This is a genomic window from Polaromonas glacialis (genome assembly GCF_000709345.1).
GTDB classification, from domain to species: Bacteria; Pseudomonadota; Gammaproteobacteria; order Burkholderiales; family Burkholderiaceae_C; genus Polaromonas; species Polaromonas glacialis.
This window is the reverse complement of record NZ_KL448323.1, coordinates 277,220-291,370: the sequence shown is the minus strand read 5'-3', so window position 1 is coordinate 291,370 and position 14,151 is coordinate 277,220. Positions and strand designations below refer to the sequence as shown.

Annotated in this window: 13 protein-coding genes and 1 pseudogene; 4 read left to right on the top strand and 10 right to left on the bottom strand. The window is 64.7% G+C overall.

Going from position 1 to position 14,151, the window contains the following annotated elements; all coding sequences use genetic code 11:
- The first annotated feature begins 9 nt into the window (after window positions 1–9).
- A complete protein-coding gene (gene mltB / locus EC86_RS0101705) occupies window positions 10–1,200 on the top strand; it encodes a lytic murein transglycosylase B (RefSeq protein ID WP_408633860.1) in 1,191 nt (396 codons plus the stop codon).
- Between the two features lie 327 nt (window positions 1,201–1,527).
- Here the strand turns inward: mltB and EC86_RS0101700 are convergent, their stop codons facing one another.
- Window positions 1,528–4,314, bottom strand: coding sequence for an ExeM/NucH family extracellular endonuclease (locus EC86_RS0101700; protein WP_084181094.1), 2,787 nt, complete (start codon window positions 4,312–4,314; stop codon window positions 1,528–1,530).
- Window positions 4,315–4,560: 246 nt separating this feature from the next.
- On the opposite strand from EC86_RS0101700, the gene EC86_RS29420 reads away from it, so the two are divergent.
- Both EC86_RS29420 and EC86_RS0101690 read left to right on the top strand, forming a co-directional pair.
- The gene (locus tag EC86_RS29420; protein ID WP_029523984.1) at window positions 4,561–4,830 is read left to right on the top strand and encodes a hypothetical protein; all 270 of its coding nucleotides are present in this window, start codon (window positions 4,561–4,563) and stop codon (window positions 4,828–4,830) included.
- A complete protein-coding gene (locus EC86_RS0101690; RefSeq protein ID WP_198026739.1) occupies window positions 4,831–5,517 on the top strand; it encodes an IS630 family transposase in 687 nt (228 codons plus the stop codon). It abuts the gene before it with no gap.
- Between the two features lie 79 nt (window positions 5,518–5,596).
- Here EC86_RS0101690 and sorB read toward each other — a convergent pair whose 3' ends face one another.
- From sorB to EC86_RS0101645, 9 genes and pseudogenes are all read right to left on the bottom strand, one after another.
- The gene (gene sorB, locus EC86_RS0101685) at window positions 5,597–5,932 is read right to left on the bottom strand and encodes a SorB family sulfite dehydrogenase c-type cytochrome subunit (RefSeq protein ID WP_029523982.1); all 336 of its coding nucleotides are present in this window, start codon (window positions 5,930–5,932) and stop codon (window positions 5,597–5,599) included.
- 10 nt (window positions 5,933–5,942) lie between these two features.
- Window positions 5,943–7,169, bottom strand: a complete 1,227-nt coding sequence (gene sorA, locus EC86_RS0101680; protein ID WP_029523981.1) for a SorA family sulfite dehydrogenase catalytic subunit — start codon at window positions 7,167–7,169, stop codon at window positions 5,943–5,945.
- A 104-nt stretch (window positions 7,170–7,273) separates the two neighbouring features.
- Window positions 7,274–7,687, bottom strand: a pseudogene (locus EC86_RS29415) (DUF305 domain-containing protein); the annotation flags it as partial.
- Window positions 7,633–9,042 (bottom strand): YncE family protein, encoded by a 1,410-nt coding sequence (locus EC86_RS29780; protein WP_029523979.1) that lies wholly within the window; start codon window positions 9,040–9,042, stop codon window positions 7,633–7,635. The gene EC86_RS29780 and the pseudogene EC86_RS29415, both read right to left, overlap by 55 nt.
- Window positions 9,043–9,173: 131 nt before the next feature.
- Window positions 9,174–10,019, bottom strand: coding sequence for an anti-sigma factor family protein (locus EC86_RS0101665; RefSeq protein ID WP_232229751.1), 846 nt, complete (start codon window positions 10,017–10,019; stop codon window positions 9,174–9,176).
- A gap of 34 nt (window positions 10,020–10,053) precedes the next feature.
- Entirely contained in the window at window positions 10,054–10,557 is a 504-nt protein-coding gene (locus EC86_RS0101660) for an RNA polymerase sigma factor (RefSeq protein WP_029523977.1), read from the bottom strand.
- Between the two features lie 73 nt (window positions 10,558–10,630).
- Complete coding sequence (locus EC86_RS0101655; RefSeq protein WP_029523976.1) at window positions 10,631–11,008, bottom strand: COG4315 family predicted lipoprotein; 378 nt, start codon at window positions 11,006–11,008, stop codon at window positions 10,631–10,633.
- A gap of 40 nt (window positions 11,009–11,048) precedes the next feature.
- Window positions 11,049–11,486: a nuclear transport factor 2 family protein gene (locus tag EC86_RS0101650; protein WP_029523975.1), complete on the bottom strand. Its 438-nt coding sequence runs from the start codon at window positions 11,484–11,486 to the stop codon at window positions 11,049–11,051.
- Window positions 11,487–11,701: 215 nt separating this feature from the next.
- A complete protein-coding gene (locus tag EC86_RS0101645; RefSeq protein WP_051675671.1) occupies window positions 11,702–12,859 on the bottom strand; it encodes a YeiH family protein in 1,158 nt (385 codons plus the stop codon).
- 148 nt (window positions 12,860–13,007) lie between these two features.
- On the opposite strand from EC86_RS0101645, the gene EC86_RS0101640 reads away from it, so the two are divergent.
- Window positions 13,008–13,970: a LysR family transcriptional regulator gene (locus EC86_RS0101640; protein WP_029523973.1), complete on the top strand. Its 963-nt coding sequence runs from the start codon at window positions 13,008–13,010 to the stop codon at window positions 13,968–13,970.
- Window positions 13,971–14,151: the final 181 nt, after the last annotated feature.

Genomic DNA, 14,151 nt, shown 5'->3' with positions numbered 1-14,151 from the left:
CTTTCCTGCATGACACTTCAACCACCGTTTTTCCGCTTCAAGCCGGCTGTTGTTCTAACAGCCTGCCTGATCCTTGCAGCTTGCGCCGGCGGCAAGAAACCGCTCCCCCCAAAGGTGGAAACCGAAACCGCCCAGCCCCAGCCCCAGCCCCAGCCCCCAGCGCCCATCGAACAAGCCCAGCCGCAGTTGCCACCCCAGCCGTCGCTGCAGCCACAGCCGCAGCCGCCTGGCGGTTCCTACGCCACCCGCCCCGACGTCATGGCATTTGCCGACGAGCTGGCCAGCCGCCGCAAGCTCGACCCCCAGTGGGTGCGGCTCGCCATGGGCCAGTCGAGCTTCAACCCCACGGTCTCGCGGCTGATGCAGCCGCCGACCAAGACCTTTGTCAAGAACTGGCGCGTTTACCGCAGCCGCTTCATTGACCCGGTTCGCATTGCTGCAGGCGTGCGTTTCTGGAAAGCCAACGCAGCGACGCTGGCACGCGCCGAAAAGGAATATGGCGTTCCGGCCGACATCATCGTCGGCATCATTGGCGTGGAAACCATTTACGGCCGCGACACCGGGAGCTTTCGGGTGATGGACGCGCTGATGACGCTGGCCTTTGATTTCCCGTCGAACCACCCGCGCGCGCAGGAGCGCAGCACCTATTTCAGGGGCGAGGTCGAGCAGTTCCTGGCACTGCAAAACCAGCGGCAAGCCAACCCCATGGACGTCAAGGGCAGTTACGCCGGCGCCATGGGCATGCCGCAGTTCATGCCGTCGAGCCAGGCCAACTATGCTGTCGATTTCGATGGCGACGGCAACATCGATTTGTGGAACAGCCCGGCCGACGTCATCGGCTCGGTCGCCAACTACTTCAAGGCCTACGGCTGGCAGAGCGGCATGCCGACGCACTATCCGGTGCGCTTTGACGCCAGCCGGCTGGACATGGACGCGCTGATGGCGCCTGACATCCTGCCGACCTTCGGCGTGGACAGCTTCATGTCCAAGGGCGCGGTGCTCGAAGGCCCGGCACTGGAACACAAAGGCCCGCTGGCACTGGTCGAACTGCTCAACGGCCCGGACGCACCGAGCTATTTCGCCGGGACCGAGAACTTCTACGTCATCACGCGCTACAACTGGAGCAGCTACTACGCGCTGTCGGTGATTGAGCTGGGGCGCGAAGTGGCGCAGGCCATGCGCAAGGATGCCCGGCGCTAGCGCGCGATTTTTAAAGCGCATTTGTTTGACTCAGCAGACAAATTTAAGTACCAAAAAAGCGTTTTCTGCAGGTACAGACTGCGACAGCAGCTATTGATTCAGTAGCAAAAATATGCACTTGGAACACTGTGGCAGCAAGCGCGGCTGATATGGGTTCAGACGCCTTGAATTGCGCAAGGCGTTTGACTTGACAACCAACACTTTGTGCCGCTCCGGCGCCAGCCCGTCAAGCCCGGAAACATGAAGCAAAAAGGCCTGAAACCGGGGTTTCAGGCCTTTTGCCATCGACAGGCCGCAGCAGGTGCAGCCCGGGAGCCAGAGCGCAAATTAGTTCACGGTATGCGCACCCAGACCGTCGGACGTGTCCTGGGCAAAGCCGTCCCACTGCAACGATGGATCAAACACGGCAGCGGCGTTGTTGTCGCCCGAAGTGAAGGCGCTCTTGCGGCGCAGCGTGCGGTTCAGGGTGCTGATGCCGTTGCCTGACCACTCCGTGCCGGGATCAACGCCAAGCTGGCCAATCCGGTCGATCACCGTGCCCGATTTTTCCAGCGTGACCGCATCGTCTCCATTGAAATTGACCACCGTGTCGGCCGTCACGCTGCCCGTTACCTGGAAGGGCGCGGTGGCTTTGCTGTTGACCAGCACCAGCACCTGGCCTGGCGCCAGGCTGCCCGAAAGCGGCAAAACAAAGGTGGTGGTGCTCGCGCCGTTGCTGAACAGCTTGACGGTGTAGGCCGACAGGTCGACCGCTCCGGCCGTCGGGTTGTAGATCTCCAGCGCCTTGTTGCTGGCGCCACCTTCGATGTATTCACTGAAGAACAGCTCCCGCGTGCCGGACGGCGTCACCGGCGGCGTGACCGCAACGGCCGTGACGGTGACAGTGCCGGTTTGCGTGGCGGTTTGCCCTGCTGAATTGGCCAGCGTCAGCAGCACATTGAACGTCCCTGCGCTGGCGTAGGTGTGCGCCACGCTGCCAGCGCCGGGCACCGAGGCAGCGGCCGTGCCATCACCCCAGTCCACCGACACCGAGGAGATGGTGGCGTTGGTGCCGGCACTGGCTTCGGTGATGGTGACGCTGTAGGGCTGCGCGGCCTGGGCGCTGGCTGGAATCGTGGCGCTCAGCAAGGGCAGGCTGACCGCCGCGTCGGCTGCCAGCGTGAGGCCTACCAGCACCGGATCGTGGTCGGAGGCACGGAAAGGCGTGGGCGCAAAGCGGTCGTCGGTGTTGTAGTCGGTGTTGTAGTCCAGCACGCTGGGCTCGTCGGCATTGATGTGCCACACGCTGACGCCGCTGACCTGCTGGCGCAGCGAGGACGATGCGTACGCATGGTCCAGCGCGCCGGTTTCGCCGCCAAACACATAGGTGAAGCGGTCGTTGGCGGGCATGCGCTTGAGCAGGCTTTCATGGCCGGCCGTTTCAAGCACCTTGGTCGGGTCTTCCAGCAGGTAGCTGTTGAAGTCGCCCATCATCAGCACGTCTTGCTCGCCTTGCGCCTTGAGCTTGTCAACAAAGCTGTTGAGCGCGGTGGCCTGCTGGGTTCGGCCGGTATTGAAGCAGCCCTGGCCCAGATCGACATCGCCGCTGCTCGGGCAACTGCCCTTGCTTTTGAAATGGTTGACAACGAACCAGAAGCCGCCGTTGTTGCCGGCGCTTGTAAAGCGCTGCGCCAGCGGTGGCCGGTTGCTGGGGGCGGTGTAGTTGGCCAGGTCCGCGCCGGTGGGCAGCTGGACGCCGCCCACGCGCTGGACCTTGGCCGGTTTGTACAGGATGTCCACCTTGATCGCATCGGTGCCGAAGGCGCCGCTGTTGACGGCGGCATAGGTTCCGGCGCCCATCCTGGCGTTGAGCGCCGCCACCAGGTTGGTGGTGGCGACATCGGTGTTCTGGATCTCCATCAGGCCCACCACGTCGGCGTCCAGGCCGGCAATGGCCGCGACGATTTTGGCCTGCTGGCGCTGGAACTCGTCAAGGTTGTTGGCGCCCCGGCAGTTGCTGGACGTCACGCTGGCGCTGCCAAGCGTGCAGCCCTGGCCGGTCTGGCCTGAGGCGGTCTGGCCGTCGGTGAAGGTCGTGAAGTAGTTCAGCACGTTGAAGCTGGCCACTTTCAGGCTGCCGTTGACCAGTGGAGCCGACGCCTGGCGCAGGTTGACATTGGCGAAGGCGGGCGCCACCGTGGGATGGACGCGGTAGGTGCCGAAATTGTGGCTGAGCACGCCGGTGACTTTTTGCACCTGGTCACCCATGCGCCGGGTGCCTGTGGCATCAAGGGCGCTGAGGTAGGGAATCGGGCTGGGGTTTTGTCTGGAAGAACCATCGTCCAGAACAATGCGCGCCAGCAGGTTTTGCGCGTGGGTGACCACCACGTTGCCGTTGTTGGGGTGAAACTGGCGGCCGCCCAGCGCCAGCGCCATCTGGCCAAAGCGCCCCAGCTCAAACAGCTCGGTCACGGCCAGCGTTTGCGAGAACTCAACCAGCATGCCCTCGTAGCGCTCCAGCGTTGAGCTATCTGCCACCGGCAGGGTGACCTGCGTGGCAGCCAGCGTCACGCCGCTGCCGCACACGCTGATGACGACCGGCGCAGTCGTGCTTCCGGTGATCTGCGTGATGCTGTCCGGCGCGGCGCTGGCGCCGGAGGACTGGCCGAATTCTGCGACCAGGCCGGAGACCTGCACAAAGTCGCCCGCCTTGACGCGGGTGGCATTGTCGGGCGCAAAGACAAAAATGCCTTCGGATGTCAACGGGTCGGCATCGGGAACGGCCTGCTGCACAAAAAAGCCGTTGAGGCGGGTGCTGGTCGTTCCCGTGTTTTGAAACTCTCCCACCACCACGCCCCGCACGGTGACGTGTTGCGCGGCCAGCGGGCTCAGGTTGCCGCTGCCCTGAACCGCAGATATAGCCGTGAGCGGCGCGGTGGCCGGGATGGTGCTGGTGCAGGCAGGCAGGGTGGCGGCGACTGGCGGCGGTGCCAGGACGGGCGGAACTTCGGCGCCCGGAACTTCGCCGACCGGAGCGACGTTGACACCGCCGCCGCAAGCCGCCAGGGAAATCACCAGCGCGCTGAGCGCAATGCGCCCTGCCAGTGCTGAAGCGCCCAAAAATTCTCTTGTCATATTTTTGTCTTTACTGAAGTTGAAACCGAGGGCGCTTTTTTACATGTCCAACATGTCAAGCACATGAAGAACTTTGCTCGCCCTGTCTCCTCACGAGCCAACTGCCAACTGCCAACTGCCAACTGCCAACTGCCAATCATCAGCGTTCCAGCCAAAAAATTTTAGAGCGGCTCCGTGCAGACTAGCAAAGAAGACAGAGGAACTTGGGCGGGGAAAGTGTGGTCAAGGCCCGATTTGGAGACAAGAATGATGTCTTGGCGATGCGGCAAAGCTTATGCGCAGGATTTGCGGGATCGCGTGTTGGCCGCAAAGGGGCGGCTTCGGGTAGTGGCTGAGCGCTTTGGTGTCAGCCAGGCCTACGTGTCGCGGGTGCGTTCGCGCCATGAGCGGCTCGGTCAGGCCAGCGCTGGAGCGCAGCACAACCATGTGCCGCTGCGCCTGGCCGGGCTGAAGGCGCCGCTATTGGCGCAAGTCGCCCTGGCGCCCGAGCAGACGCTGGTGCAGTTGTGCCAGTGAGTGCGGTCCGAGCACGGCATCGAAGTCGGGCCGACAGCGATGGGCAAGACGCTGGCCCGGCTGGGGCTGACGCGAAAAAAAAAGACGGTGCATGCTGCCGAGCAAAAGCGAAGCGACGTCGCGCAGGCGCGCGCGGACTGGGCCGCTGAACAAGCTTGGCCGGCCAGCGGGCGGCTGATCTTTCTCGATGAAACGTGGGCCGCGACCAACGTGACACCGACCTGGGGCCGCTCGCCCAGGGGCGAGCGCTGCCTGGGCTATGCGCCGTGCGGTCACTGGCACACGACGACGTTTGTCTGCGCGTTGAGCAACGAAGGCCTGCTGGCGCCGCTGGTGCTCGACGGGCCGATCAATGGTCATGCCTTTGTGGCCTGGATCGAGCAATTCTTGGTGCCCGAGTTGCGCGCCGGCGACATCGTCGTGATGGACAACCTGAGCTCTCATAAGGTCGCCGGCGTCAAGCCGGCCATTGAAGCTGCGGGCGCGGCGCGGCGCTACCTGCCGCCGTACAGCCCGGACTTCAACCCGATCGAGCAGGTGTTCTCCAAGCGCAAGACGCTGCTGCGCAGCGCCCAGGCCCGCACGCTCGAAACGCTCTGGAGCGCCATCGGTTCGCTGCTGGACAGGTTTCCTCCCGAGGAGTGCGAGCGCTACGTTCGCCACTGCGGCTATTGCCAGTCAGGATGATTCTGCTCTAGCGTTTCAATCAGCTTGAGCAAAGAAGCCGGGACAAGCCGCCGGCTGTTTGACGCTTTATTTCGACGCGCTATTTCGACTGCTCGCTGCCGTAGGTCTTGGCAAGGTAATCGACGATCAGGGGAATGTCGGCATCGTCCACAGGCGCATTGAACACCCCCTTCATGCGCTTGACCATGGCTTCCCAGTAAGGGCGAGGCGCCGAGGCGGGCTGGTACTGCATGTACTCGGCCGAATGGCAGGCAACACAGAGCGCCTGGGCTTTGGCATAGCCCGGCAGGCTGCTGGCCTTGAGCTGCACGCCATCGGACGGCAGTTCAATGGTCTTGGAAGCGGCGTTGGCCAGCGCTGCGGCGCCCAGCATCAGCAGCACGGCAACCGCCTTGCGGGTTTGTTTCTGGTTCATGGTCTTCCTTTCAGACGGCAGTGATCTGGACGGACTCGACCACGTTGCGCATATAGCCGGCGGGCTGCCACAAGGCCTGCAAGGGCTGGCTCTGGCCGGAACGGTTCCAGGCGCGCACGCGCAGGTCATGGCGGCCCTTGGCCGGCGTCAAGCCGAAGGTGAACTCACGGAATGAATACCGGCCCATGTCGGCGCCCAGCCTGGCGCCGCGCCAGCTCTGGCCGCCGTCGCTGGAATACGCTACTTCGCGGATGCCCTGGCCGCCGTCAAAGGCAATGCCGCGCACGACGGTGCTCTGGCCAGCCCGAAGCCGGCCGCCGTCCTGCACCGAGGTGATGAAGGAGCGCACATTGAAGCGGCCAATCGGGCGCGTCGCCGCCGGGGCCGCGCCAGGCTCGACGCAGGCGCAGTCGTTGTCGGGAATGCGGTAGGCCGGCTTCATCCAGAAACCCTCGAAGGTCTGGTCCACCAGCTCGATTTCCGACAGGTGCTTGACCCAGTAGGTGCCGTAGTAGCCCGGCACGATCAGCTTGACCGGGTAGCCGTTGAGCAGCGGAATGTCCGCCCCGTTCATCTGGTAGGCGATCATGACTTCGCCATCCATCGCATGGTTCATGTTGATGGACTTGACGAAGTCGCCGCCGCCAAACAGCGCCAGGTCAAGGCCATTGAAAGTCACCTCGCGGGCGCCGTTTTTGGGTTCGGCACGGGCCAGCACATCTTTCAGGGCAACCCCCACCCAGCGCGCATTGCCCATGGCGCCGTTGGACAGCTGCCCGCCGGTCACGCGCGGCGCAAAGTGGCCCCGGCTGTTGCCGGAGCACTGGTTGACCGCCAGGTATTCGATGGGCTTGAACTGCGTGCGCAGATCGGCCAGCGTCAACTCATAGGGCTTGCCTGCGGCATTGCCGCCTATCTTGATGACATGCTTGTCGGCATCAATGGATGTTGGAATGCCGGCGTTGTGGTAACGCACGAAGAAGGCATCGTTAGGCGTGACCAGGCCGTCGTTGAAGACCTCGAACGGTGTCTCCAGTTGCGGCGGACGTGACGTCAGCACGATCAGGGGCCGCTTTTCCGGGTAGGCCACCAGGTTGCGCCTGCCGTTGGCAAAAGGCAGCTCCAGGCTGGCAGCCTGAGCAAAAGAGCCCGGGCTGAAGGCCGCTGCCGCGAGTGCGCCGGCGCCGCCGGCAAGCAGCCTGCGACGCAAGGGATGGGGGGTGCGGTTGTCCGTCATTTTTTGTCTCCTGGTCGTTGTAAAAAGAGTTCAGTGCGCGCTTGCGGCGCCCTGATCCTGAACATATCGCCGCGTGTTTACCGGCGCTTCCGGGTTTGTGCGAATCAACCGCCGCGCACGGCGCCCAGCGCGGGATAGCCGCCGGGCTGCGGATCGGGTCCTCCCCGCAACACCGCCATTCTCCCGCGCATGGCGGCCATCTCCACCGTCTGGCTGGCAATGATGTCCTCGGCCAGCTGGCGCACCATCGGGTCGCGCCCATGGATCAACACCAGGCGCGCCATCTCGACAGCGCCGGCATGGTGCGGAATCATCATGGCCAGAAAATCCGTGTCGGGCTGGCCGGTGTAGCCCGGCGCGTGCATCTCTTGCATCATGCGGACCATGCCCCCATTCATTTCCGACTCAAAGGCACTGGCGGCCCCGCCACGCCGGCCAGCGTGCTGATGGCTGCCGTGGTCCGTCATGCGGTTTGCCCCTTGGCGCCGGGACGCACATACACCAGGTTGATGCTCTTTTTGTTGCGCAGCTCGCCAGAGGGCAGCTTGAGCGAGCCGAGCGGAATCTGGGTGATGAGCCGGGGCTGCAGCGGCGCCGACACGTCGAAGGCCGAACACACCACCTGACCGGCGTGGGCGGTGCCGGGCAGTTCATCCTGCTCATGGGCCACATACAGCAGATTGTTGGCCGGGTTGGTCCACAGGCCGTGGGCTTCGCGCCCGCCAGTGAACACCATGCCCACGACCTTTTGCTGCGCCAGCGGCACCGAGCGGTCGATGATGGCCAGCCGGCTGGACGCCGCGCCATTGGGCCCGCCGTCATCGACCCGCGCCAGGCTCATGTAGGTGACCTGGCCGCCGGCGTTGTCAACGAATTCAAGATGATTGGGCCGCGCCATCTCGCCCAGGGCGAGCGTCGCCAGCACGGTGCCGGGGTCTTTCACCGAAACAATCGAGACCGCGTCAGCCAGCTTGTGCGACAGCCACATCTGGCTGCCATCGGGCGAGAGCTTCTGAAACGGCGTGAAGGCCGGCTTGTCCTGCATGCCGAGGTCCACCAGCCGCAGGCGCTTGGGCCTTGAATGGCCTTTCGCATCGGGGTTGACCTGGAAGATCTCGAGTTGCGCCACCTTCTGGCTGATAACGAATGCCAGCAGGCCGTCCTTGGAGAACCAGACCTGCGCCGGGCCATTGAGCGTGGGCAGATAGCCCCGGACGGCGCCGGCGGGTTCGCCGCCGGCCTGCCTGGTCGCCTGCGCCACGTCCAGAATGGCGATGCGGTCTTCGCCGCGCAAGGTCACCCACAGCTCCTTGCCATTGCGCGTGAACGTCGGCTCATGCGGTTCCCGGCCGAGCAGGATGCCGCTGGACAGGCGCTCCGGGCTGGTCGTCGGGCCGGCCTGCGGGTTGACGGCATTGCCGAGGACGCGGCGGTTCACCGCATCGATCAGGTAGATGTTGCTGCTGCCGCGCCCCGAGGTGGCCAGCAGGGTGCCGTCGGGGTTGGGCACGGCGCCATGCGCGTCCACGCAGCCGTGGTAAAGCGGCTTGTGGATCATCGCGGCATGGGTGGGCATGACGCCGCCGGTGACAAAGCGAAATGGCGGGCGCGCGTCCTCGTCGAAGCTGGTGAGGTTGATGGTGGTGTCGACCGTGTTGCCCATCGGGTTGATCACGCTGATGGTGTTGGAGTCTTCATTGGTGATGAAGACGCGGTCCACCGGCGCAATGTCCGGCCCTGCGGTGGGCGCCACGGTGGCGGCAGGCTCCTGGGCCATGGCCCACGGCGCGGCGACGGCAGCTGCAGTAGCTGCCGGGAAGGCCACCGCGACCTTCAGGAAATCGCGGCGCGTATCGTTCAGTTTTTCATTCATCGGTCAGCCTTTCGGTAAATTTTGGGAAGCGGCAGGTTGCACAAGCCGCCGCAGCGGCGTTTCACGGCCGGCAACGCGTACGCGCATCCGGAGTAGTCTTTGATGGCCCATTTGGACGGGCGCCAGCGCACTCAGCGCACGGCCCCCAGTTGCCGGTACACCTCGGCCGATACCCGGGCCAGTTCGGCCTTGTCGGCATCGGCGGAGATGGCATAGCCGAAAGGACCGTTGACCCAGTAAAACACGTTGACCCGGCCTTCCCGGGCAAAGCTGAAGGCCGTTTCGCGGTTGCTTCCGGTCTGCCCTGCCGGGTCGGCGTGCGCCACTTCGTTGGAAACGTACAGCGTCAGCTTGGCCCCCGTGCTGTCGTGGTACATGAACTGCGCGACCGGTCCCTGACCACCGGGCAACAGCCGGCCGCCATCGAGCGCATAGCCGAGGGCCTGCAGATGGGGCGGCTTCATGGGAGCGCCCATGCGCTTGGACAGCCAGGTCACCAGCTGGTCTTCCTGGTCCGCGCCGACTTCCACGGCGCGGCGCGCGTCCGGGCTGTACACCGCATGCGCGATGGCCGCGCGCTGGGCAAAGCCGGTGGCCGAAGCCATGGTGATCGCGCCGGGCGCACGCTGCGCCAGCGTCGCGTCGCCGGGCTCGGCGCCGATACCGCGCAGCCCCCAGCCTGCGGCCCCGCTGACCACCGCGATGGCGACACCGGCAGCCAGGCGCTGCAGATACCAGGGCGTGCGCGGCGTGGCGGCCCGCCTCAGCCGCTGCGGCACAGGCTCATCGATCACCGGATCGAACAAGCCACGGAGTTCGCGCTTGTGCGCCAGGTAGGTGTCCACGCGCAGAGCCTCTTCGGGCCGCTTCGACAAATAAGCCTCGATCTCGCGCTGGCGCTCAGGCGTCAGCTGACGATCGACATAAGCCTGCAATTCGGCTTCGGTCACCGGTGCTGCCGGCGGGGGTGGGGGCATGACAGGATTCATAAGGGTCTGTTAGATTGACGACTCATTTGACAACTTTGAGGCGAATGGGTTCGGCCCGGCCTTCCATCAGCGCGCGCAGCCGTTCGCGTCCGCGCGACAGCCGGGACATGACCGAACCGATGGGAATGCCCAGCGTGGCCGCGACTTCGGCATAGCTCATGTCCTCCAGCGCCACCAGCAGCATGATTTCCCTTTGCTCGATCGGAAGCTGCTCCAGCGCGGCCTGCAGGTCAAGCACCGCCAGGCGGTCGCCCTGCGTCGGCGCCACTGGCGCCTCGGGCGTGTCATCGTCCAGCACCACGGTCGCGAGCCGGGGCCGCCGGATGCCGTCCACATGCAGGTTGTGCATGATGCCGAACAGCCAGGCGCGCATGTCGGCCACGCCGTGCCAGAGGCCGGATTTGGCGCAGGCCCGCTCCAGCGTGTCCTGCACCAGGTCATCGGCATCGTCGCGGTTGCCGGCCAGCGCCCGCGCGTAGCGGCGCAGGCGCGGCACCCAGGCCAGCACCTGCTGGCCGCTGCCCATCTCGTTGGAGTGATCGTTGTGCACGCTGCCGTCTGGAGGGTGGTATGGCGTTGTCAGAACAAAAGCCCGGCGCTCACTCCTTGACGATGTGCCAGACGTCCTTGAAGTTGTCACCCGTGCGGTCACCGGCCTTCTGGTCAGCCTTGTAAAAATAAAGCGGCTTGCCCTTGTAGGCCAGCTGACGGGCGCCATCGTCGCGCATCACGACACTGTAGTCGCCCGCCGGCTGCTCGGCCGCAGTGGCCAGCAGGGGCGGCCACAGGCCGGCGCAGGGACCATTGCAAACGCTTTTGCCGCTGCCCGCCTTGTCGTTGTCAAAGGTGTAGAGCGTCATGCCATTGGCGGCCACCAGCGCGCCGCCACTGAGCCTGGCCGGTGCATCGGCAGCCACGGCAAGTGTCATGGAAGCGGCACCGAGGGCCAGCGTGGCGATAAGCAGGGAAATTTTCATGGGATGCTCCAGTGGGTTGTTCGAGGGTACGGTTGGGCGATCAATACGCTGCGGCCACGGCCAGCTTGGGGTCGATCTGCCAGGTTTCGCTGACGATCTTGCCCTCGCGGAAGGTCAGCACATAACGCACCTTGATGGGCGCCTTGCCTTCAAACTGCACATTGGCCGAAACCGTGGCGCCCTTGGGATTGGCGGACTCTTCGAGCTTGTCAACGCTGACTTTCAACGGACCTTGCGATTTGGTGAACTTTTCCCAGACGCCGCGGATGGCGTCGGCGGAGGCATACGTGCCGTCCAGCGGGCCCCCGATCCAGTTGAACTGCGCCTGGTCGGCGTAGCCGCGCATCACTATGGCCAGGTCACCCGAGCCGATGGCCTGGAAATGGGTCCTGGCATCGTCGGCGGGTGCCGCCATCGCGCCGCTGGCGGCGAACAGCATGGCGGCGGCGCATGTAGCCAGGGAAAAATTTTTGAACATGAAGGGCTCCAGTTGACGTTAAGGATTGAACTTGGGGTTTCAGGCTGCAAGTGCGCCTGACACTGAGGTAGACGCAGCCGCCTGCCGCTTTATTCCCCTGAAAAGAAAATCTTTTTAACCATCGGCTTTTTTCTATGTTCCAGGCAGCACGAACGACTGCCAGCTGAACAGCACGAAGGGGGCAAGCCGCGCCACGGCGCCAGGCATTCCCGGCTTTACCCCAGCAGCCCCAACGCCCAGCGGTTGATGAGCGCACCGCCCATGACCAGCCACGCAAAGAGCATCAGCGCCAGCAGCAGCGGCTTGATGCCCGCCTTGCGAATCGACGAAATATTCGTGGCAAGACCCAGCGCGGCCATGGCAGTGGCCAGCAGGATGGTGTCGATTTCGGTGCTGGCGGCCACCACCGGCGCGGGCAGCAATTGCAGCGAATTGAACAGCACGACACCGACGAAGGCAAAGGCGAACCAGGGCACGGCCAGCTTGGCTTCAGGCTGCGCCGAAGCTAAATCGACGCGCCGGCCGCCCGAATCTGGCTGGTCAGCACGCGCCTGCCGCTGTGCATCGTCCCGGGCCAGCCAGGCCGACAGCAGCAGGAGAAAAGGGGCCAGCATCATGACGCGGACCATCTTGGCAATGACGGCGGTGTCGGCCGCATGGGCACCGACAGAACGCGCAGCGGCGACCACCTGCGCCACTTCATGGATGGTGGAGCCCGCATAAACGCCAAAGCCATCCGCGCCGCCGGGAATCAGCGGCCATTGCTGGTTCAAGCTAAACAGCACCGGGTACAAAAAGATCGCCAGGGTACCGAACACCACCACGGTTGCCACGGCAACGGTGACCTGCTCCGCGCGCGCCTTCACCACCGGTCCGGCCGCCATCACCGCGGCGGCGCCGCAAATCGAGCTGCCCGCGCCAATCAGCATGGCCGTTTTGCGGTCCATGCCCAGCCACCGGATACCGATGAAACAGGCCAGCGCAAAGGTCGAGCCCAGGACCAGCGCGTCAGTGACGACCCCGGCCATGCCGACATGGCCGATGTCCTGCACCGTCAGGCGCAGGCCGTACAGCACCACGCCCAGACGCAGCAGGCTTTGCTTGGAGAAGTCCACGCCGGCGCCGCTCAGCGCAGCAAAGCGCGAAGAGGCCGTGCTGGCGGTGTTGCCGACCAGCATGCCGAGGACGATGGCCAGCGTCAGCGCACTGAAACCATGGTCTTGCAGCCAGCCCATTCGGCCCAATGCCATGCCGGCCGCCGCCAGCGCGCCGCTGAGCGCCAGGCCCGGCAGCAGACGCAGCAGCGCGTTCGGCGCCGGCTCGGCAGGTATGGCAGCAGCTGTTGACAAGGAGGCGTTGGCGGTGGTGGTCATGGCGGACTTGCGTAGGTGGGTGGGTGGGTGGGTGGATGGATGGATCGAACTCGAATGTAAACACCCGTCAACAAGCTGTCCAACAGCTTGTTCAATTAAGATCTACCGCTTAAATCGCTATACAGCCGCACTCAAGAGGACTCGAATCATGGACGTTTTGCGCCTGACGCTGCGCCAGCTGCAGATCTTCACGGCCGTGGCGCGCAGCGGCAGCACCACGGCAGCCAGCCTGCAGCTGGCACTGTCGCAGTCGGCCACCAGCGCGGCGCTCAATGAACTGGAGCGGCTGCTGTCGCTGCGGCTGTTCGACCGCGCCGGCAAGCGCCTGCTGCTGAACGACAACGGCCGGGCGCTGTTGCCGCGCGCGCTTGCCATGCTCGATGGCGCGGCGGGCATCGAGCAGATGTCGCGCAACGGCGTCGCGCAGGCGCAGTCGCTGCGCATCGGCGCCAGCACCACCATCGGAAATTATGTGCTGCCCGGGCTACTGGGCCAGTTTCTCGAAGGGCGCCCGCAGGACGAAAGCACGGCCTGGCATTCCAAAGTCATGATCGGCAACACGCAGGCCGTCTGCGATGAAGTAGCGGCCTACGCGCTGGACATCGGCCTGATCGAAGGACCCTGCCACCAGGCCTGCCTGGCGGTTACCCCGTGGCTGAAGGACGAGCTGGTGGTCGTGTCTTCTGGGCAAAACGCGCGCGCAGGGTGTTCGTCCGCACGGTTGCCAGCCGGGCGCAAGCCGGAAAAAATCACGCTCCAAGCCCTGCGCGAGCGCGTCTGGCTGCTGCGCGAAACCGGATCGGGCACGCGCGAGGCGACCGACCAGCTGCTGCTGCCGCATCTTCAGTCTTACCGGCGCAGCATCGAGCTGGGCAGCTCGGAAGCCATCAAGCATGCGGCGGCGCAAGGACTGGGCGTGGCCTGCCTGTCGCAGTGGGCGGTGAGCGACCTGATCGAGAGCGCGCGCCTGCAGCGGATCAAAACTACCCTGCCCAGAATGACACGGCAGTGCTACCTGGTTGTTCACCGCGACAAGCAGCCCACGCCTGCCCTGCGCCGCTTCATGGCGCAGGCCCTTTCACCCGCCGGCTTGACGGCAGGTGCGGCGTGAAGGCTGCCAGGCTTTGCCGACAGCTCCTCTCAGACCGGCACAAGGGTCCAGCGATAGTCCAGCACGCAAGACAGCGGATAGAAGTATCCGCGCACCACATCCAGCGGGTTGCCGCCCAGCCCTGAATGGATCATCAAAACTGCCTCTGGCGCAATATTCGCCTTCACAAGCTGCTACTTAA